This is a genomic window from Kineosporiaceae bacterium, assembly GCA_016713225.1.
Taxonomy (GTDB): domain Bacteria; phylum Actinomycetota; class Actinomycetes; order Actinomycetales; family Kineosporiaceae; genus JADJPO01.
On sequence record JADJPO010000005.1, the window covers coordinates 189,385 to 210,148 of the forward strand.

Here is a 20,764-nt window from a genome sequence, read left to right on the forward strand (position 1 = left end):
CGAGCCGTCCTGAGCCCAATACCTAGCCCACCACCTGAGCCCACCACCTGATTCCGACCACCGACACCCAGCCGGATGGAGCCCTGTTCCCCGTGTCCGCCAAGCAGTCGTCCGAAGCTCGTCTCGATGCCGTCGTCAACCTCGCCAAGCGCCGGGGATTCGTCTTCCCCTGCGGCGAGATCTATGGCGGTACCCGCTCGGCCTGGGACTACGGACCGCTCGGCGTGGAGCTGAAGGACAACGTCAAGCGGCAGTGGTGGCGCAACATGGTCACCGGTCGCGACGACATCGTCGGTCTGGACTCCTCGGTGATCCTGCCGCGTCAGGTCTGGGTGGCCTCCGGCCACGTCGAGACCTTCTCGGACCCGTTGGTGGAGTGCCAGTCCTGTCACAAGCGGGCCCGGGCCGACCAGCTCGAAGAGGAGTACGCCGAGCGCAAGGGCCGCCCCGCCACCGGGCTGGCCGAGGTGCCCTGCCCGCACTGTGGCACCCGGGGCGCCTGGACCGAGCCCAAGCAGTTCAGCGGTCTGCTGAAGACCTACCTCGGCCCGGTCGAGGACGAGTCCGGTCTGCACTACCTGCGCCCCGAGACCGCCCAGGGCATCTTCGTCAACTACAAGAACGTGGAGTCCAGCGCGCGCAAGAAGCCGCCGTTCGGCATCGGCCAGATCGGCAAGAGCTTCCGCAACGAGATCACCCCGGGCAACTTCATCTTCCGCACCCGCGAGTTCGAGCAGATGGAGATGGAGTTCTTCGTGCCACCGGGCACCGACGAGGAGTGGCACCAGTACTGGATCGACCACCGCACCGACTGGTACACCGGCCTGGGCATCGCGCGGGACAACCTGCGCCTGTACGAGCACCCCAAGGAGAAGCTGTCCCACTACTCCAAGCGCACCGTCGACATCGAGTACCGGTTCGGCTTCAGCGGCAGTGAGTGGGGCGAGCTCGAGGGCATCGCCAACCGCACCGACTTCGACCTCAAGGCGCACAGTGAGGCGTCGGGGGTCGACCTGAGCTACTTCGACCAGACCACCGGTGAGCGCTGGACGCCGTACGTCATCGAGCCGGCGGCCGGGCTGACCCGCTCGATGATGGCGTTCCTGATCGAGGCCTACGACGAGGACGAGGCGCCGAACACCAAGGGTGGGGTCGACAAGCGCATCGTGTTGCGGCTGGACCACCGCCTCGCCCCGGTCAAGGCCGCGGTGCTGCCGTTGTCGCGCAACGAGGCGCTCTCACCCAAGGCCCGTGACCTGGCCGCCGAGCTGCGCCGGTACTGGAACGTCGACTTCGACGACGCCCAGGCGATCGGACGGCGCTACCGCCGCCAGGACGAGATCGGCACCCCGTTCTGCATCACCGTCGACTTCGACACCCTCGAGGACCAGGCGGTGACCATTCGCGAGCGCGACTCCATGACGCAGCAGCGGGTGGCGCTCGACCAGGTCACGGGTTGGCTGGCAGGGCGCCTGATCGGCAGCTGACCCAGCAGACTGTCGCCATGCGCAGGACATTCGGGGTGGGCCTGGTCGGGGTGATGTTCGGGATGGCCGGCTGTGGCCTGCCGTTGCCGGGGTCGGCGAGTTCGCCCACCCCACCCGCCGCGAGCGGCGCCGGACGCTGCCGAGTGTGACGCTGCCGAGTGCGACGGTGCCGGGTGAGGCCGTGACCTCACCCCCCGTGAACCGTTCGGCCACCACCCGGACGCCGTCGTCCGGGCCGGTGTCGACCACCATCACGCCACCGGCCGGGGACTACTACCGATTCCAGTCGGGTACTCGCAACATCGCCTGTGCCATGACCTCGACCGAGGTCCGCTGCGACATCGCCGAGCACTCCTGGACGGCGCCCCCGCAGCCCGCCGACTGTGAGTGGGACTGGGGCAACGGACTGAGCGTGCGTGCTGGTGGGGCGACCTTCACCTGCGCCAGCGACACCGTGCTCGGCGAGGGCGCGGTGCTGTCCTACGGCACGAGCGTGACGCACGGCCAGTTCGGGTGCACGCTGCTCAGCACCCACGTGGAGTGCCGCAACGCCGCCGGTCACGGGTTCGTGCTGTCCCGCCAGATCGCGAAGACGTTCTGACCACCCACCCGGACGACGCGGGGCCCGCGCCGGGGCCGTAGCCCGGTCGCCGTCTCGCGCCAGCCGAGCAGCACTCGGGCCACGGCGACGGCGAGCTGTGGGCTGGAGGCGAGGTCGCGTTCCGCGGCGAGCCACCGCGCGAACCGATAGCCGTCCAGCCGCGGGCCGGCCGGCGCGTGGCCGCCTGCCCACGCACTGAACCGCTGCCGCCACTGGGCGCCGCATGCCCCGGCCAGCCGCGGCCAGGCCCGGGCCACCGCGCGGCTGCGCTTGTCCAGCAGCTGATCTCGGGTGGCGCGCACCGCCTCAGGGTCCAGGCCCGGCGGGCAGGCAGCGCCGAGCACCAGGGCGGCCACCAGCGCCGACTGCTGCTCGGCCAGGCCGTGCTCGCTCATTGCCCGCTCAGTGCTCGCTCATGCGCCCATTCTTCGCTCACCGGGCGGTCCCGATCACCCGCACGCTGGCGGCCCGGGCGATGACGTCCAGTTCGGCGGTCAGCTCGTCGGCCGGCGGGTAGTTTCCGTCCCGCTCGAGCAGCATCGGGGCCGGTGGCAGGGCGGCGTCCGATCGGGCTCGCGTCAGGTCGGCCACCAGGGCGATCACCGCGTCCGGCACCGGGTCGAGGTGGGTGTCGCGATAGCGGCCGTCGATGATGCGGCCCCCGGCCACGTGGGCGTAGGCGACGTGCTCGAGCGGCCACCGCCGGAGCTGGTCGGCCGCCGAGCCGCCGTGGTTGACCGCGTTGGCGTGCAGGTTGGCGACGTCCGGCAGCAGCCACACCCCGGTGCGCTCGACCAGCTCGGTCAGGAAGTCGGCTTCGTCGTACTCGCCGCCCAGGTCGAGCAGCGCGGCGACCGGCTCGACGGCCAGCGGCACCGGCAACTCGGCCTGCACCAGCCGGATGTTGCGGGTCAGCACGTCCAGTGCCTCGGCGGTCCGCGGCACCGGCAGCAGATGGCCGGCCTCGACCACGCGCCCGTCGATCTCGGCCCGGACGAATGCCACATGTTCGCTGACCAGCGGGGCGCCCAGGGCCTCGGCGCAGGCGGCGAGGTGGGCCACCCGTCGCGGATCGGGCTCGGCCACTCCACCCAACGAGAGCGTCACCCCGTGCGGGACGACGGGCAGCCCGCGGTGCACGAGCGCGGCCACCGTGGCCGGGATCCGGGTGGGGGAGAGGTTCTCGGCGATCAGCTCGACGAACCCCAGCCGGTCGACGAGCTGCGCGACGTAGTCGGCGATCTCGGGCCGCCAGCCGAGGCCGAGCGGCGGCCGGACGGCGAGGGGTGGGTCAGCCACCGCATCCGCCGCCACCACAGCCTCCACCTCCGCCGTCCCCACCGGAGGAGCCGCCATCGCCACCGGAGGAGCCGTCAGCACCCGACCCGCTCGATCCACTCGAATCGGTGCCGGTCCAGACCCATGGGGTGTCGGCCGCCGAGAAGGCGGCGATGGTCCCGGCAGCCGCCAGCCGCTCGTGCTCGATGTCGGTGAACAGCCCCCAGCTCTCGATCCCCACCCATCCCGCCAGGGCCACGGTCAGCGCCGCGGTGGAGGCGAGGGCGGGGCCGGTCAGGTCGGGCCGCCCCGAGACGGCATGACGATCCCGGAGCCGGGTGAGGCTTGCTGCCAACCGTGGATGCTGGCGGCGCACCACGAGCAGGCGCACCGTGCCGCCCGCGACCACCGCCAGGATCAGCAGCAACCAGCCCACCGGCTTGTGGTTGGCCGCCCCGGCGATGAGCCGGACCACGCCGAGGGCCAGGATCGCCACCATCGGCCACACCCCGGCGCGCGCCCGGCGGCGCACCATCTCGGGCAGCAGTGCCCCGGTTCGCTCGGCGGTGTCGTGCAACGCGCGGAGCTGCGTGGCGACCGCGGGGTGATCGGGCAGCCGGTCGTACGGCTCGCCCGCGGCCATCGCCCCGAGGACGGCGTCCTCGAACGGGCCGGCCTCGTGGGTCGGGGCGGAGGTGGTGGTCAGTACCCAGCGGCCGGGTTCGATCGTGGGCTCGATCCGGCCCGACAGCCGCAGTCGCACCACGGCCGTCTGCAGGGCACGGGCCGGACCACCGCTGAGATAGGCCAACAGCGTCGGGTCGTTCTCGTTCAGGCTCGGTTCGGACGGCCGTTCGGCCAACGCCGAGCCGCGCAACCGGAAGGCGATCACGGCGACCAGGGCGGCGAGCACGGCGTAGCCGAGCAGGAAGGTCGGCCCGCTGATTCCCCAGGTGTTCGTCATGACTCCCTCACCGTCCGATCCCTCATGATCCCCGATGGTCGGGCCGCGCAGTACCCCCGTGCAACGCCGTGATGGGCCAGCGGGTTTCCGCTGACCCGCGGTTCAGTGCGACAGCGGCGGCAGCTTGCGGTGGGCCAGCCAACGATCGGCGACCTCGGCCACCGGGGCCTTGGTGAACCGGGTCAGGTGTTTGACGAACCTCGGGGTGTCGACCAGGCCGTAGCGGTGCTCGGTGGTCCACCCGCGCAGGGCATCGAAGAACGGGCCGTCGCCCATGGCGGCCCGCAGCGCGTGCAACGTCAGCGCGCCGCGCTTGTAGACCCGATCGTCGAACATGAGCTTCGGCCCCGGGTCGGCCAACAGCAGGTCCTGGGGCAGCTTGGCCAGGCGGGCATGGTGGGTCCGCGCGTGCTTGTCGGCGCTCGGCCCGCCGCCGGCCTGCGACCACAGCCACTCGCTGTAGCAGGCGAAGCCCTCGTGCAGCCAGATGTCACGCCAGTGCGAGGCCGTCAGCGAGTTGCCGAACCACTGGTGGGCCAACTCGTGGGCCACCAGGCGTTCGTTCTCCCACCCGGCGACGGCGTGGTTGGCCCCGAAGCTCGACAACCCCTGCGCCTCGAGCGGGATCTCCAGCTCGTCGTCGGTGATCACCGCGCGGTAGCTGCCGAACGGGTACGGCCCGAACAGGTCCGCGAACGTGGTGAGCATCTGCCCCTGCCGCGCGAACGCCGTCCCGGTACCGACCTTGACCCGGCGCGGGTGCACCAGCTGCACGCCCACCTTGGCGCCGGAGGCCTTCACACACCCGAGATCGGTCACCGTGTAGCGGCCGATCTGCACGCTCATCAGATAGCTCGACGTCGGCTCGCGCTGCTCGTAGGTCCAGGTCGTGGACCCGCCGCGGGTGCGTCGTCCGGTCAGTTCGCCGGAGGCAGCCACGTGGTAGGCCTCGGCGGTGGTCAGGGCCAGCCGGTAGCTCGCCTTGTCGTCCAGCCGGTCGTTGCACGGGAACCAGGACGGCGCGCCGTGCGGTTGCGAGCCGACCAGGACGCCGTCGGTCAGCTCCTCCCAGCCGGCGGCACCGTCGATGCCCATCATCGGTGTCGGCTTGCCGGAGTAGGTGATCCGGACGGCGAACTCGGCCCCGCTCTGGCGTTCCTCGCGCAGCCGGACGACGAGCCGCCCGCCCCGATGCGTGTGGCGGGCCGGGGGTTTGCCGTCGACGAGCACCTTGCCGACGTGCAGTCCGGCCAGGTCGATCGCCAGCTCACGCACCGCCTCGAGCGCCCGCACGGTCAGCGTCGCCGTGCCCGCGAGGTGGTTGGTGGGCACCTTGTAGGTCAGCTCGAGGTCGTAGTGCCGGACGGCGTAGCGCCGGTCCCCGTGGCCGGGGACGTAGTCACGCTGGGGCATCGGTACCTCCGGATTCGGCGAATCCGCTGCCGCCCCACAGTGCGCTGACGGGTGTGGCCCAGACGCGGTCGCCGAGCCGTGCGGAGAGTTGCCCCGTGTAGAGCACCAGACCCATGGCGAATCGGTCGCCGAGGCGATCGCGTAGGAAACGCAGTCCCTTGCCATCGGTCTGGTTGACGCTGGTGGCCGACTTGACCTCGATGCCGATCACGCTGCCATCGGATCGCTCGAGCAGGAGATCCACCTCGATGCCAGAGCGGTCACGGAAATGGGCCAGGTTCACGGGTTCGTCGATCAGACCAGCCTGTTGGGCCACCTCCGCCAGGACGTAGCTCTCCAGGAACCCGCCAGCCAGGGCGCTCCCGGCCAGACGCCGACCATCGAATCCGAGGGACGCCACGGCGAGACCGGTGTCGCCCACGTGCATCTTGGGTCGACGTCCAACCTCTTTCGAGACGCCGATGGTCCAGCTGGGTAGCTCACGCAGCAGGTGGACATGGCGCAGCAGGTCGAGGTAGGCCGCGGTCGTGGTGGTCGACAGCCCCAGCCGCTGCGCGATCGTGGACCGCGCGATGATGTCCGATGTCTGTTCGGCGACAAGGCGGTACAGGCGCGGCAGCACTCCGGGGTGGCGTACATCAGCCAGCTGAGGGATGTCGCGTTCGGCCACCGAGGCGAGATAGCTGGCGAACCAGCGTCGTCGTGCGGCGCTTCCGCTTCGGCGGAGCGCCGCCGGGTAGCCGCCGGCGGCCACCAACTGAAAATAGTCGGCGCGAGTGAGTTTCGAGCGGGTGGCAGGCACCGCGTTGCCGGCGAGCAAGGCGGGGATGAGCCGAGTGGGAGCCCTCAGTAGCTCACCTGCGCCGAGTGGCGGCAAGACCAGGCGGTGAACGCGACCGGTCAGGGTTTCGCTGCCGGTCGGTAACAGGGAGGCACTGACCGAGCCCGCGAGCAGGAATCGTCCGGGGGAGGGTCGGGCATCGACCGCTCGCTTGATCGCCGACAGGACCGCGGGAGCTCGCTGGAACTCATCGATGACGACGAGGCCGTCCTGGGCCAGGGCGAACTCCGGGTCCTCCCGGACCACCGAGGCCACGCCGTCGTCGTCCAGATCGATAACGTGCGCGGATCGAGTCTGGGCGATCTGTCGAATGATCGTCGACTTACCCGAGCCGCGGGGTCCCTCGATCAGGAGGGCGGGCTCCTCGGCGAGCAAGGTGTGGAGGACGGCCTCGGCGTCCCGGCGGATCAGCGTGCTGATAGCCGGCTCGATGTCAACGCACCGCCCTCCGGCCATCCCGTGTCCAAGAGAGGAATCGTCCTGAAGTTAGTGTATGAATCGTCCGATGTCTAATGGCAGAATCGTCCGAGGTCTAGTGCGCAAATCGTCCCATGATCGTTTGAGCTCACAGTCGCTCCAGCGCGCGGCGCAACTCGCTGAGGTAGCCCAGTTCGCTGGTCACGGTCAGTACGACGTCCTCGTCGATAACGGACGCCACGTGCTCGGCGAGCGAGGCCCGGGCCAGCCTCGCGCGGCGCGCGGCCCCCACGGCGGTGAGCCGGCGGCCCAGGACGGCGAGCAGCGCACCGATCGCCGCGCCGCCGACCGCGAGCAGACTGGGCAGCGGGATGTCGCGCCAGCGGGGGGTGGGCGGCGGCGGGAACTGCAGCCACGCCAGACCCCACAACACCAGCAGCCAGACCAGACCGGCCAGCAGCGCCGCGGCGGCGGCCCACTGCACGCCACCGATCACTCGCCACCAGCGCGGCGGGTCGAGGTGCAGATCGGTGAGTCCGGCGGCCTCGTCCAGGGCATCCGGCAGACCGGTACGGGTGCCCTCGACCACCGACTCCAGCCGCAGCCGCGCCACTTCGGGTAGGCCGCGGCCGACGTCCTGACCCAGGTGACGCAGCGACTCCTCCAGCCGGGCCACGGCCAGCGGGTTGGCGGCGATCGCCGTCCGGCGGACGGCGACCCCCTCGCGCAGTCCGGCACTCGGCGCCGGCGCGGCGGCGTCCGGACGCCGGGTGCCCAGCCCCAGCCGGGCCAACGGGTCGGGCTTGGCCTTGCGGATCCAGCGCAGCACCGGCCAGCCGACGGCGAGCGAACCGCGGTGCCGGTACGAGCCGGCGACGGCCGCCTCGAGCTGGGCGCCGCCGGCGGCCTCGGTGGCCGCGAGGACCACCCGGTCGCGCGCCGCCGGGCTCACCGAGCGATCGGCCAGCCCGGCCAGGGACGAGGTGAGATCCGTGGCCAGCCAGTCGATGTCGGCATCGATGCGGGTGACGATGGCGCGGCGCTCGGCGACCCGGGCGGTCAGTTCACGGCGCAATGCCTCCACGCCCTCGCCCGTGGTGGCCGAGGTCGGGATCACCCGGACCTCGCTCAGGCCGTCCTCGGCGAGCAGCCGGCCGAGGTGGGCGACGGTGCCCGCGCGCGCCTCGGCGTCCAATCGGTCGATCTGGTTGAGCAGCACCATGGTGACCGCGCCGTGGCCGCCGAACTGACGCAGGTAGCCCTCGTGCAGCGCGGCGTCGGCGTACTTCTGCGGGTCGACCACCCAGGCGAAGACGTCGACCACCGCGACCAGCCGGTCGACCTCGGCCCGGTGGGCGATGACCTTGGAGTCGTGGTCGGGCAGGTCGAGCAGCACCAGTCCGGTCAGGTCCCCACCCTCGTGGCGCTGCCGGTTGGGGATGTCGAGCCAGTCGAGCAGGTCCTGCGCGCCGTCGCCGTAGACGGCAGCCAACGGGGACGACGTGGTCGGTCGACGCATCCCGGTGGTCGCCCACTCGGTGCCGGTGATGGCGTTGAACAGCGAGGACTTGCCGCTGCCGGTGGCCCCGGCCAGCGCCACCACGGTGTGGCTGGTGCCGTGCCCGAGCCGCTCGGAGGCGGTCTGCGTGGTGGTGCGGATCCGGGCCAGCACGGCCTCGTCGAGCCGGCCCTCGCCGAGGTCGGCGATGTCGTGCAGCGCCCGCAGCCGACGGCGAAGCTGGTCGACGTCACCGGTGGGGGAGCCCTGCGGTGTGGGGGTGCGGCGGATCATGCCCGGCCTCCTGCGGCGCTGCCCCGCGCCAGGGCATCGGCCAGCGCGTCCAGCCGCGCCGGAGCTTCGGCGTCGATGCCGAGTGAGGCCACCGCCGTCCGGTAGCGCTCGGCCTCGTCGTGGTAGACCGCCGCCACCCGGGAGTCCAGCGCTTCGCGCGCCTGGTTCGCCAGGGTGCGGATCGCCTGGTCGCCGAGCAGGGCCTCGAGCAGGGTGTGACCCACCGCGCTGGCCCCGCCGGCGACGGCGGCCTCGGCACCGGTGAGCCCGCCGGTGTGGGCGAACACCACCATCATCACCACGGCGGCCACGCCGTTGACACCGAGCGAGAGCACCCGGGCGGTCGACTTGCGATCGCCACCGACGTTGCGCACCAGCTCGAAGCAGCTCGCCCTGCCAGGCCCGGACGGCGGCCGCGGCCCGGGAGTCCAGCTCGGCGGAGGAGCGGGCGAGCCGGCCCTGGACGTCTGCGGCGATCAGCCGGTCGCCACCCGGTCGGGCGCGCCAGCGGGATGCCACGTCCGCGGCGGCGGCGTCACCATGGGTACGGATCAGGGTCTGGACGACGTGCTCGACCGCCTCGGTGAACTCGGCGTGGGTGCGGCGGCGTCCGGTGAGCAGGCCCGCCACCTGGTCGCGCAACTTGCTCAGCCCGGTGCGCAGCTGGCGGAACAACTCGCCGGTGCCGAGCAACTCCTCCCACCGCGCCAACACCTCGCCGCGCAACAGCGCGCCGGCGTCGATGTCCTTGCGCACCGTGGTCAACGCGTCGGCGTAGGCGGCGTCGACGTCGCCGAGCAGCTTCTGGCCGATCTGCACCTGCTCGTCGACGGCCGCGGAGACCGCGTGGGTGCGGGTGGCGAGGTCGGCCAGGGCGCCCTGCAACGAGCGGCGGATCGAGGCGGCCCGGGCCTCGTGATCGGCACCGAGCCGGTCGAGCCAGTCCCGCAGCGGGGCGACCTCGCCGGCGGGCAACCGGCCTTCGACCAGCGGCTGCTCGGTGACGGTGATGACGGGGGTCTCCGGCAGCCCTTCCTCGGCCAGCATCTGGCTCAGATGCGCGGCGAGCGCCTGGGCGCCCTCCGGCGGGGTCCGGTTCATCACGATCACCAGTGGGGTGCCGCGACGGCGTGCCGAGCGCAGGAAGTCCCACGGGACGGCGTCGGCGTAGCGGGCCGCGGTGGTCACGAAGATCCACAGGTCGGCGGCGGCGAGCAGGTCGGCGGCCAGCTCGCGGTTGGCCACCGAGACCGAGTCGATGTCGGGGCTGTCGAGCAGCGCCACCCCGTCCGGGACGGCGTCACTGGCGACCAGCCGCAGCTCGCGGTGCCCCTTCGCCTCGCCCTCGAGCACCCGGGCCAGGTTGGGCAACACGTGGCCGGCCTGGAACCACGCGGCGTCCGCCGGGTCGTGCACCAAGACCGGGGCCATCGTGGTGGGGCGCAGGTAGCCGGGGCGGGTGACGTCGGCGCCGAGCACGCTGTTGGTCAGCAGCGACTTGCCCGATCCGGTCGAGCCGCCGATCACCACCAGCGCCGGGGCCTCAGAGGTTGCCGAGGCGGGGCAGCACGTGGTCGTCGAACTCGCGCACCATCGCGGCGGCGTCCCGGCCGGCAGCCGTCGCGCCGGGCAGCGCGGTGTCCAGGTGCAGCGACGCGAGTGCGCCGCGCAGCTCGACGGCCGTCTGCTGCAGGCCTGCGATGTCGGTGGTCATGATGGTGCGACGCTATCCGATCGGCTACCCCGCCCAGGGGGCGATCGGGTTGCCGATCCAGCGGGTCTTGTCGGGCACCGACTCACCCCGCATCACCAACGAGACCGGGCCGACGGTGGCGTGGCGGCCGATCACGGCGGCAGGCAGGCACCACGCCGTTCGGTCCCAGCGTCGAGCCGACACGCAGCGTCACGGTGTCCATGCTCAGCCCGGTCGTGGAACAGGTGGGTCTGGACGACGCAGCCCCGGTTGACGGTCACGCCGTCCCGCAGGTCGATCAGGTCGGGCTCGGGCAACCAGTAGGTCTCGCACCACACCCCGCGCCCGACCTTGGCACCCAGGGTGCGCAAGCCAGGCGTTCAGCACCACGGTGCCGGCGGTGGCCCGGGCGAACCAGGGCGCCGCGAGCACCTCGATGAAGGTGTCCGGCCAACTCGTTGCGCCAGACGAAGCTGCTCCAGAGCGGGTGGTCGCGCCGCGGAACCCGGCCCACCAAAGCCATTTCGCCACGGTGGCGATGAGCGCCGCGAGGCCCGGCGGTCATCAGCACCAGGCCGCCGGCGGCCAGTGCGATCCACCACCCGGCGTCCTGCACGATCGACGTCATGACCGCCACCACGGCGACGACCAGCGCGGCGTGCAGCCAGAGCGGCACCAACCGGCACAGTTCGACCAGCGCCCGGGCCACCCGCAGTCGGGTCGGCGGATGGAAGGTGCGGGCGTCGTCCTGGCGTGAGACGCTGCGCCGCAACAGGGCCAGGGGCTGCCGATCCAGGAGGTGCCGGCCTTGGCCACCGTGCGCTGCGGGGCGGCCGGAGAGCACCGCCACCAGACCGTGCCTGGGCACCTTGCGACCGGGGCGGCCATGCCCGGAGTTGCCGACGAAGGCGTGTTTGCCGACCTTGACCGGTTCGACCCGCAGCCACCCGCCGCCCAGTTCGTAGCCACCGATCAGAGTGTCGTCGGCCAGGAATGCGCCCTCGGCGACGCTGGTCAGCGCGGGGATCATCAGCACCGTCGACGCCTCGACGTCCGGGCCGATCCGGGCGCCGAGCGCCCGCAACCACACCGGGGTCAGCGTGCTGGAGTACAACGGGAACAGCCAGGTGCGCGCCTCGTCCAGCAGCCGCACCGTCGACCAGGCCTGCCAGGCGATGCGGCCCTGCACCGGGTAGGCCCCGGGCGCAACCCGACGCCGAACCCCCGGGTGAGCAGCCAGACCACCAGGCGCCAGCACCGATCGCCACCAGGACGCCGAGCGGCAGCCAGGTCAGCGCCGTCCGGACCGCCTCACCCCAGCTCTCGCTCGCCCGCAACGCGGGCCAGGCCGGGATCACCCCGGCCAGGACGGCGAGCACCGGCAACAGCCCGATCACGAGCGAGGCCACGGTGTAGGCCACCAGCCACGTCGCGCGGTTGGGCGGGCGGGTGTCGTGATACGGCCCGCGGGCCGGGCCGATCCGTTGCGCCGGAGCGCCGGACCAGAACTCGCCCCGCGGCACGATGCCGAACACCGCGGAACCGGGGGCGATCTCGGCATCGGCGCCGACGTGGGCGCCGGGTGCCAGGGTGCTGCGGGCACCGACCCGGGCTCGCTGACCGACCGCCACTCGGCCGATGTGCAGCCGGGACCCGTCCAGCCAGTACCCGGCCAGGTCGACCTCGGGTTCGATCGCGCAGCCGGCGCCCAGGGTCATCAGGCCGGTGACCGGGGCGACCGAGTGCAGGTCGACGTCCTTGCCGACCCGGGCCTGAGCAGCCGGGCATACCAGCGCATCAGCACGGCGCCCGTGAGGTTGGCGGCGCCGAGTTCGTCGACCAGTCGCTCGGCCAACCACAACCGCAGGTGTACCCGGCCACCGCGCGGGTAGTTGCCCGGCCCGATGCCGGCGAGCACGATCCGGGCGCCGATCCCGGCCAGCAGCATCCGCCCCGGCGGCAGCAGCAGCAGCGCCTAGCCCAGGCCGATCCACCACCAGGAGGCCACCGGTGCCCAGGTGACCCCGGGGCCGTGGGCCAGGGTCGTCCCCGGCGGCGATCCAGACCAGCCAGCGGGCGCCGGCGATAGTGCGCAGTGGCCAGGTGGCCACCACCTGCCCGACCTGGGTCTTCAACGGCACCGGGGCACGTCGGCGTTGAGCCGAGCGGTCGGGGTGGCCATCTCGTCAGGTGACGGGCCATGGCCGCCAGCGAGGGGTGCTCGTAGATGTCGGCGACGGTGATCTCGGGGTGGGTGCTGCGCAGCAGCGGGACCATCTGCGCCGCGGTCAGCTGCCGCCACCGAGGTCGAAGAAGTCGGCGTCGACGTCGGCGATCCTGGCCCCGAGCCCGCCCCAGAGCTGGGCCAGCGGGCCTGGGTGCCGCGCAGGTCAAGACCGTCATCGTCGTCGTCCGCCTCGCCAGAGGCCAGGGCAGCGCGTCCCGGTCGATCTTGCCGCTGGTGCGGGTGGGCAGATCTCGACGACGGCCAGGCGCGGCACCAGGGCTGCGGGCATGTCCCGGCGCAGCACCGCCGTGGCGGCGGCGACGTCGAAGGTGTCGTCGACGGTCAGGTAGCCGACCAGGATCGCGTTGCCGGACGCCGTGCGGCGGACGGCGGCGGCGGCCGCGCTGACCCCCGGCAGGCCCAGCAGTGCGCTGTCGATCTCGCCGAGTTCGATCCGCCGACCGCCGACCTTGACCTGTTCGTCGGCGCGGCCGCCGAACAGCAACCCGGTGCCGTCGAACCGCACGATGTCCCCGCTGCGGTAGGCGCGTTCCCAGCCCAGGGAGGGCATCGGGGCGTACTTCTCGGCGATCCTTGGCGGCGTCGAGATAGCGGCCAGACCGACCCCGCCGATGATCAGTTCGCCTCTCGCCGTCCGGCACCGGGTTACCTCGCGGTCGACGACGGCCAGGTCCCAGCCGTCCAGCGGCAGCCCGATCCGTACCGGCGGTTCACCGGTCAGCTGGGCGCGCGGGCGACCACGGTGGCCTCGGTGGGGCCGTAGGTGTTCCCACACCTCGCGGGTCGGGGTGGCCAGCCGGGCGGCCAGCTCGGGCGGCACGCCTCGCCGCCCAGGATCAGCAGCCGCACCCGGCCAGGGCGTCGGCCGGCCACAACGCCACCAGGGTCGGCACCGTCGAGACCACGGTGATGTCGTTGGCCGTCAGCCAGGGGCCGAGGTCCATGCCACTGCGCACCAACGAACGCGGCGCCGGCACCCAGGCGGCTCCGTAGCGCCAGGCCAGCCACATCTCCTCGCACGAGGCATCGAAGGCCACCGACAGCCCGCCATCACCCGGTCGTCCGGGCCCGATCGGGGACTGCTGAAGGAACAGGTGTGACTCGGCGTCCACGAAGGCAGCCGCGTTGCGGTGGGTGACCGCCGCGCCCTTGGGCTTGCCGGTCGAGCCGGAGGTGAAGATCACCCAGGCGTCGTCGTCCGGCGTGGGGTCGGGATCGATCAGGGCGGCGTCGGCCGGCGCGGCGTGATGGTCAGGTCGTTGCCGATCACCGCGGCCACCTCGGCCTCGCCGAACACGGTACAGGCCCGCTCGTCCGGGTCGTCGGCATCCACCGGCACGTAGGCGGCGCCCGCCAGCAGCGTGCCCATGATCGCGACGTACAGATCGGTGGTGCCCGAGGCGATCCGGATGCCGACCTTGTCGCCGCGGCCGACCCCGAACGCGGCCAGTTCGGCCGCCAGGTCGTCGGCCTGCTCGGCGAACTCGGCATGGGTCAACACGGGGGCGCCGTTGTCAGGGCAGGCTCGTCGGTACCCTCGGCCACGGTGCGCCGGAAGATGTCGACCAGGGTGCGGGGCGCAGCCGCTCGGTCAGCGCGACGCAGGGGCATCCCCGGTCCGGTATGGCGCTCGGAGGGGAGACCGGCAGGTGCCCCTGCGAGAATGCCCCGGTGACCCCGCTGACCATCGGCCCGCACCGGCTGCGCACGCCGGTGGTGCTCGCGCCGATGGCGGGTATCACCAACCAGGCCTACCGGCGGCTGTGCCGCGAGCAGGCGGCGCTGGGCGGCGGGGACGGGGTCTTCGTCAGCGAGATGGTCACCTCGCGCGCACTGCTGGAGCGCAACGACGAGTCGATGCGGCTGATCGCCCACGACGCCGACGAAGTCGCCGCGGTCGGTGCAGCTCTACGGGGTGGATCCGGGTGTCGTGGCGGCCGCCGTCCATCTGCTCGTCAGTGAGGACCGGGCCGACCACATCGACCTGAACTTCGGCTGCCCGGTGCCCAAGGTGACCCGCAAGGGTGGCGGTTCGGCACTGCCGTGGAAGCTCGGCCTGTTTCGCGAGATCGTGGCACGGGCGGTGGCGATGGCCGCCCCGGCCGGGGTTCCGGTGACGGTCCCGATGCGCACGGGGATCGACCCGAGCACCTGACCTACCTGGACGCCAGCCCGGATCGCCGAGGCCGAGGAGTGGCTGCCGTGGCGCTGCACGCGCGCACCGCCGCCGACTACTACGCGCCCAGTGCCGACTGGACGGCGATCGCCCGGCTCAAGGAGGCGGTGACGAGCATCCCGGTGCTCGGCAACGGTGACATCTGGTCGGCGGCCGATGCCCTCGACATGGTGCGCCGCACCGGGTGCGACGGGGTTGTCGTGGGTCGGGGCTGCCTGGAAGCCGGCCGTGGCTGTTCGCCGATCTGGCGGCGGCCTTCGCCGACCCGTCTGCCGAGCTCGCCCCCACCTGACCGAGGCTCGGCCCGCCCTCGGCGTGGTGCTGGCGACCATGCGCCGCCACATCGAGGTGTTGATCGAGCACTACGCGCAGGTCTGCGGACGACGCCGAGCGGCGGGCCTGCCGCGACATCCGCAGACACATCGCCTGGTGCCTCAAGGGATATGCGGTCGGACACGACGATGCGCGGTGCCCTGGCCCCTGGTGTCGACGTCGGCCGGGTTCGACCGGATCACCGCGACGCTGGACGGCGTGCAGCCTCACCTAGGCGGACCGGCCGAGGGCCGCTTGGGCACACGGGTCGGCGCGGCAGGTCAGCCTGCCGGACGGCTGGCTCGACAGCCGCCAGCTCGACGCCGCCGACGTCGCCGCGGTCAGCCAGGCCGAGTTGTCGGTGTCCGGTGGTTGAGTCCGAGCATGGTTGAGTCCATGTCGGGCTACGGCCCGGACGACGTCGCGCAGTGGGCGAAGGAGAGCCAGAACCCCGGGCGCGGCGCCTTCGCACGCGATCGGGCGCGCGCGTCATCACTCGTCGGCATTGCGCCGGCTGGCAGCAAAGACCCAGGTGGTCGAACCCGACACCGACGACTTCGTCCGTAACCGGCTCACCCACAGCCTCGGTGGCTCAGGTCGACCGCGAACTCGGCCAGGCCTTTCAGGTCGCGACGGCGACGTGTTCGACACCGCGTGTCTGGCCCACGATCTCGGCCACCGCCGTTCGGGCACAACGGTGAGGACGCCCCTGGACGCCATCGCCGCCGGCTTCGGCGGGTACGAGGGCAACGCCCAGACGCTGCGCGTGCTCACCCGGCTCGAACCGAAGGTGATCGACCAGGAAGCGGCCGGCGCGGGTCTGAACCTGACCCGAGCCACGCTGGATGCCTGCACCAATGCCCGTGGGGCCGCGGCGAGCGCCCACCGCCGGCTCCGGGAAGTTCGGCGTCTATGCCGACGACGACCGGGCGGTGTTCGCCTGGCTGCGGGCCGGGGCACCCGCGCCCCACCGCCGCTACATCGAGGCCCAGGTGATGGACCTGGCCGACGACATCGCCTACAGCGTGCACGACCTCGAGGACGCCGTGGTCGGCCGCCGCCTCGACCTGGGCCGGCTCCGAGGTCGACCAGGTCGATCGCCTCGCCGAGCAGGTGCGGTCTGGTACCTACCGGATGCCGCCGACGGCGAGGTCGCCGCCGCCCTGCACCGGCTGCGGGCGATGCCCACCTGGGTGAGTTCCTACGACGGCAGCCGACGGGCGTCGGCCGCCTGAAAGACCTGACCAGCCAGCTGATCGGGCGGTTCGCCCGGGACGTCGACAGGCCACCCGGCGCAGACCGCCCCGGTCACCGGGGGCGGCCGACTCACCCGGTACGCCGCCGACGTCGTCGTGCCGCGCGAGACCTGGTGCGAGATCGCCACGCTGAAGGGCATCGCCGCGGTGTACGTGATGACCACGGCCGAGCGTCAGCCGCTCTACGCCCGTCAGCGTGAGCTGTTGGCCGAGCTCTACGAGATGGTGCTCGACCGGGCCCACAGGCGCTGGAACCGGCGTTCGCCGCCGACTGGACCCAGGCCGCCGTCCAGCCCCCGCTGCGGACGACGTGCGACGACGGGTCGTGATCGACCAGATCGCCTCGCTCACCGATGCGGGGCCGTGCGCTGGCACGCCGCGCGTTGCGGCGAGAGACACGGGCAGGAACCTGAGGGTGAGCGCGCTCAGCTGGCCAGTTCGGTGAAGGCTCGGCCGGGAAGTCCGTCGATGGCGTCCAGGTCTTCGGGCTGCAGGCCGTACCGCGAACTGGGCGCGACCAGCAGCGCCAGCATGCCGGCGGCGTCGATTCGCGCGCGAGCGCCGGGCCGTCGTCCGGAATGGCGTCGTCATCGGTCCAGATCAACGGGCGCTGCTCGACCTCGACCACGTGCAGCGCGCGGCGAGCCCTTGCGGGCGACGGAGGCCTCGGCGTCCACCACGTCGACCACGCCAGACGCGGTGGTCAGCGGCGGCAGGTGCAGCAACCGTTCCGACCTGGGCGATGGTCGACCCAGGTGGTCGCCCACCGCCACCTCGACGCGCCCCACTGTGGTGCAGTGCGGCGATCCGGCGGGCCAGCGTGGGAGCCCAGCGCAGCGGAGTAGCGGTGCCGTGGACGAACGCCTGACCTGATCGGGCGTCTCACCTCCAACCGGGCATCGCGGCGTTCAACACGCCGTCGACGTCCGACAGCGACCAGCCGGGCGAGGTCAGGGGGCAGATGTCACGTAAGAGGGGGAGTCTGTCCTGTTTTTCCTCGGTGGGCTCGTGCGAGCAACTGGGCATATCGGCGCGGTTCGTGTCGGGCGTGAGACCCTAGAGAACTCACGCCCGTGAGCTACGCGCGTCGTCAGGAAGTGCCGCCGGTGAAGATCCGGCGCGAGGACGTCGAGCACGTCCGCGAACGGTCGCGCATCGAGGACGTCGTCGCGGAGCATGTCACGCTGCGCGCGCGGCCGGGTCGGCTCCATGAAGGGGCTGTGCCCGTTCCCGACGAGAAGACCCCTCGTTCCGTGCGGCCCCAGGTGGGCATGGCACTGCTTCGGCTGTGGCGGGGCGGCGACGTCATCGACTTCGTCCAGAAGGTCGATCATCTGGCCTTCGCCGGAGTCGGTCGAGCGGCTCGCGCGCCAGCTCGGTTACGAGGTGCACTACGAGGACGACGACGGCCGGGCCTCAGCGCGCCGCGCGAGGTGCCGGGCAGCGCCAGCGACTGGTCGAGGCCACCGGGTGGCGATGCAGTGCCACGCCGGACAGCTCGCGACGTCCCCCGATGACCCATGGCCGGGCGGACGTTCCTGATCGAGCGGGGCTTCGACCGGGCGCAGCCGAACAGTTCGGCATCAGGTTCGCACCGCGCTCGGGCGAGGCGCTGTTGCGCCACCTGCGCGGGCTCGTTCACCGAGGGCTCGTCGCCTCCCGGGGCTGGCCGGGCGAGGGCAGCGGGGGTTGTACGACCGGTTCCGGGGGCGGCTGCTGTGGCCGATCCGGGACGTCGCGGGTGACGTGGTCGGCTTCGGGGCCCGGCGGCTGTTCGACGACGACCGGATCGAGGCCAAATACCTCAGCACCCCGAGACACCCATCTACAAAGTCGCACGTGCTCTACGGGGTCGATCTCGCCAAGAAGGCGATCGCCCGTGACCGGCAGGTCGTGGTGGTCGAGGGCTACACCGACGTGATGGCCTGCCACCTGGCGGGCGTGGGCGGGGGCGGTGGCCACCTGTGGCACGGCCTTCGGCGAGGACCATCTGCGCATCGTGCGGCGGCTGCTGGGGGACGAGGCCGGCAAGGGCAGTATCGACCTGATCAGCAAGACCTTCTCGCGCTCGGTGGTGTTCGTCTTCGACGGGGACGAGGCCGGGCTCAAAGCCGCCCAGCGGGCGTTCGGCGGTGACCAGAACTTCGCGGCCCTGACCCTACATCGCCGTCGCCGGATGGCATGGACCCGTGCGAGCTGCGCCAGGCCCACGGCGACGAGGCGGTGGCGCGCTGGTGGCGCCGCGCGGCGTCCGTTGTTCGAGTTCGCGATCCGGGCCACGCTTTCGAGCATCTGGACCTGTCGACCGCGGAGGGTCGGATCCCGGGAGCTGCGGGCGGCGGCGCCGGTAGTCGCGCAGATCCGGGACGCCTCGTTGCGTCCGGGTACGCCCGTCAGCTCGCCGGATGGCTCGGCATGGACGTCGAACAGGTGACGCGGGCGGTCCGCCGGGGCTCCAGCTCCGGCCCGGGCGCTCGAGGTCGCGGGACCTGCCGGACCGCAGCGGGGCGCGTCCCGGCCCCGACCCCCGCGACCCGGTCGCCATGGCCGAGCGTGGGGCGCTGGAATGCATGTTGCAGGTGCCGAACCTGGTGCCCGAGGACATCGCCGACGGGCTGGGGAGAACGCCTTCCAGGTGCCGGCCTATCGGGCGGTGCACCACGCAGTGCGCTCGGCAGGGGGCATCGCGGCAGCGAAGACGCTGTCGGTGCACGCCTGGCTCGACCGGGTGCGCGAGGAGGCGCCCTCGGTGATCCCAACCTGATCACCGGGATGGCCGTCTCACCGGTGCCGTCGGACGGTGAGGAGAGGCTGGCCCGGTACGCCGCCGATCTGGTGATCCGGGTGGCCGAGGTCGACATCAGCCGTGTGATCAGCAACCTGCGCAGCCAGGTGCAGCGGATGACCGAGGGCGATCCGGCGCATGCCGAGGCGTACCTCGAGCTGCTGGCGGCCGAGTCGCGGCGCCGGGCATTGCGCGATCTGCGTTCGGGTGGTTCGTAGTTCGGGCGGGTCGTAGCCACAGAAGATCATGGCCGCCGGCTCGTAGGCTGACGGTATGCGTTTGTTGCCTCGCCGCCGCCCCACGATGCCGGACGACGCCCGGCAGGCCGTCGGTCTCGAACCGGGGGAGCGGGTGCTCGCCTGGTCGGAGCTGGTCGGCCGGGGATACGCCGCGGCGACCGCCGCGCGGCTGCACGTGCTCACCCCTACGGCAAGCGGTTCGTGCGCACCTGGGTCGGGTCGACCACGTCGCCTGGGACGACAGATCGCGCACCCTGGCGGTCTGGTGGAGTGGGTTCGAGACAGGCGATCGGCCTGGAACCGGTCGAGGCCTCGTTCCTCCCGGAGACGGTCTACGAGCGGTTGCGGGCCTCGATGATGCTGACCCGTGGAGGTCAGGCTGCCCGGAGGCCGTCGAGCCACCCTGGCCCTGCGCCGCGATGCCGCAGGCGTCGTGACCTGTCAGGACCTCCCAACCTGCACCGCAGATGCCTCGGCCGACGACCCCGCGGTGGCGCCGCTGCGAGCGGCCGAGGCAGGACTGCGGAGGAGGCCGGCCTGGACGCTGGGGCAGAAATTTTGGCCGGCGCGACGTTCCCGGGTGTGGGGTTCTCGCTGATCTCAGGCGGCCGACAAAGGTCTGGTCACCCGCGATCGTGTTCGAGAAGGAGCAGCCGCAACGGCTGGCGGGTCGACGAGCAAGATAGCAGGTGGGCACCGGCAAGGTGCCGAGGTGGGGCCAACCCGCCCCACGCCGCCGCCGGGGCAGGCGCCTCGTTGTCGTACGGCGGCCCGAACCACAGATAGGCGCCGCGCGTCTCGACCCTCCAGTCCCCAGCGCGCACCGCAGTACCCGTTCCCGGTAGTTAAGATCCAGCGGAAGGCACGGCTGTTCGGACCTCGATCTCTACGCCGCGCGGTGGGCCCGACCTCCGCGAACGAACTTAGTGCCGCGACGTCCTCGTCTTCGGACCACCACGACGTCCACGGCGAGGAGGACGCCGTTCAGCCAGCGCGCTGTTCCGAGAGAAAGGGCATCGCACTCAGGCCCGCCCTTTGACGCCGCAGACCCGATCTCGCCGTCCGGACCGGGAGGCGGCGCGGCGTCCACGAGAGGACGCTGCCCGTGGACGCGACGACCCGGCACAGGGGAGCGGCAAGTGCCAATTGAGCATCGGCTAACGAAGTGGCCGGCGTTGCTGTGGGGGACCAGCACCAGGCTCTGCGCGTCGGCGTCCCCGACTGTGGCGAGGACGCCGTCACGCACCCGATGCCAGTGAGGG

General features: G+C 72.1%; 9 protein-coding genes and 4 pseudogenes. 5 read left to right on the forward strand and 8 right to left on the reverse strand.

Translation table 11 applies throughout. The features are described from left to right. Positions 1–92: 92 nt before the first annotated feature. The gene (locus IPK24_19745) at positions 93–1,487 is read left to right on the forward strand and encodes a glycine--tRNA ligase (GenBank protein MBK8077739.1); all 1,395 of its coding nucleotides are present in this window, start codon (positions 93–95) and stop codon (positions 1,485–1,487) included. A gap of 145 nt (positions 1,488–1,632) precedes the next feature. After that, entirely contained in the window at positions 1,633–2,088 is a 456-nt protein-coding gene (locus IPK24_19750; GenBank protein ID MBK8077740.1) for a hypothetical protein, read from the forward strand. Here the strand turns inward: IPK24_19750 and IPK24_19755 are convergent. The 8 genes and pseudogenes from IPK24_19755 to IPK24_19790 all read right to left on the reverse strand — a co-directional run bounded on the left by IPK24_19755 (position 2,046) and on the right by IPK24_19790 (position 14,345). Further along, a complete protein-coding gene (locus IPK24_19755) occupies positions 2,046–2,483 on the reverse strand; it encodes a hypothetical protein (GenBank protein ID MBK8077741.1) in 438 nt (145 codons plus the stop codon). The two genes, IPK24_19750 and IPK24_19755, sit on opposite strands and share 43 nt — an antisense overlap. Before the next feature lie 37 nt (positions 2,484–2,520). Continuing rightward, entirely contained in the window at positions 2,521–3,444 is a 924-nt protein-coding gene (locus IPK24_19760) for a DUF692 domain-containing protein (GenBank protein ID MBK8077742.1), read from the reverse strand. Continuing rightward, positions 3,380–4,330 carry a TIGR04222 domain-containing membrane protein gene (locus IPK24_19765; protein ID MBK8077743.1) on the reverse strand — a complete coding sequence of 317 codons (951 nt, stop codon included), beginning with the start codon at positions 4,328–4,330 and terminating at the stop codon, positions 3,380–3,382. Before IPK24_19765 ends, IPK24_19760 begins: the two co-directional genes overlap by 65 nt. A gap of 102 nt (positions 4,331–4,432) precedes the next feature. Then, complete coding sequence (locus tag IPK24_19770) at positions 4,433–5,743, reverse strand: M1 family metallopeptidase (protein MBK8077744.1); 1,311 nt, start codon at positions 5,741–5,743, stop codon at positions 4,433–4,435. Continuing rightward, a complete protein-coding gene (locus IPK24_19775) occupies positions 5,730–7,040 on the reverse strand; it encodes an ATP-binding protein (GenBank protein MBK8077745.1) in 1,311 nt (436 codons plus the stop codon). The genes IPK24_19770 and IPK24_19775 overlap by 14 nt, the downstream gene beginning before the upstream one ends. Before the next feature lie 109 nt (positions 7,041–7,149). After that, a complete protein-coding gene (locus tag IPK24_19780; GenBank protein MBK8077746.1) occupies positions 7,150–10,320 on the reverse strand; it encodes a 50S ribosome-binding GTPase in 3,171 nt (1,056 codons plus the stop codon). Positions 10,321–10,336: 16 nt separating this feature from the next. Continuing rightward, the gene (locus tag IPK24_19785; GenBank protein ID MBK8077747.1) at positions 10,337–10,507 is read right to left on the reverse strand and encodes a hypothetical protein; all 171 of its coding nucleotides are present in this window, start codon (positions 10,505–10,507) and stop codon (positions 10,337–10,339) included. A gap of 24 nt (positions 10,508–10,531) precedes the next feature. Then, a pseudogene (locus tag IPK24_19790) lies at positions 10,532–14,345 on the reverse strand (AMP-binding protein). A gap of 12 nt (positions 14,346–14,357) precedes the next feature. Between IPK24_19790 and IPK24_19795 the strand changes: the two are divergent. The 3 pseudogenes from IPK24_19795 to IPK24_19805 all read left to right on the forward strand — a co-directional run bounded on the left by IPK24_19795 (position 14,358) and on the right by IPK24_19805 (position 19,481). Then, a pseudogene (locus tag IPK24_19795) lies at positions 14,358–15,202 on the forward strand (tRNA-dihydrouridine synthase). Between the two features lie 404 nt (positions 15,203–15,606). After that, positions 15,607–16,923 (forward strand): annotated as a pseudogene (locus tag IPK24_19800) (deoxyguanosinetriphosphate triphosphohydrolase). 661 nt (positions 16,924–17,584) lie between these two features. After that, positions 17,585–19,481 (forward strand): annotated as a pseudogene (locus IPK24_19805) (DNA primase). The last annotated feature ends 1,283 nt before the right edge of the window (positions 19,482–20,764 follow it).

Bases quoted from the DNA above. Each gene is read 5' to 3' on its own strand.
- IPK24_19770 (MBK8077744.1), bottom strand. From the start codon at position 5,743: ATGCCCCAGCGTGACTACGTCCCCGGCCACGGGGACCGGCGCTACGCC.
- IPK24_19765 (MBK8077743.1), bottom strand. From the start codon at position 4,330: ATGACGAACACCTGGGGAATCAGCGGGCCGACCTTCCTGCTCGGCTAC.
- IPK24_19755 (MBK8077741.1), bottom strand. From the start codon at position 2,483: ATGAGCGAGCACGGCCTGGCCGAGCAGCAGTCGGCGCTGGTGGCCGCC.
- IPK24_19775 (MBK8077745.1), bottom strand. From the start codon at position 7,040: ATGGCCGGAGGGCGGTGCGTTGACATCGAGCCGGCTATCAGCACGCTG.
- IPK24_19760 (MBK8077742.1), bottom strand. From the start codon at position 3,444: ATGGCGGCTCCTCCGGTGGGGACGGCGGAGGTGGAGGCTGTGGTGGCG.
- IPK24_19785 (MBK8077747.1), bottom strand. From the start codon at position 10,507: ATGACCACCGACATCGCAGGCCTGCAGCAGACGGCCGTCGAGCTGCGC.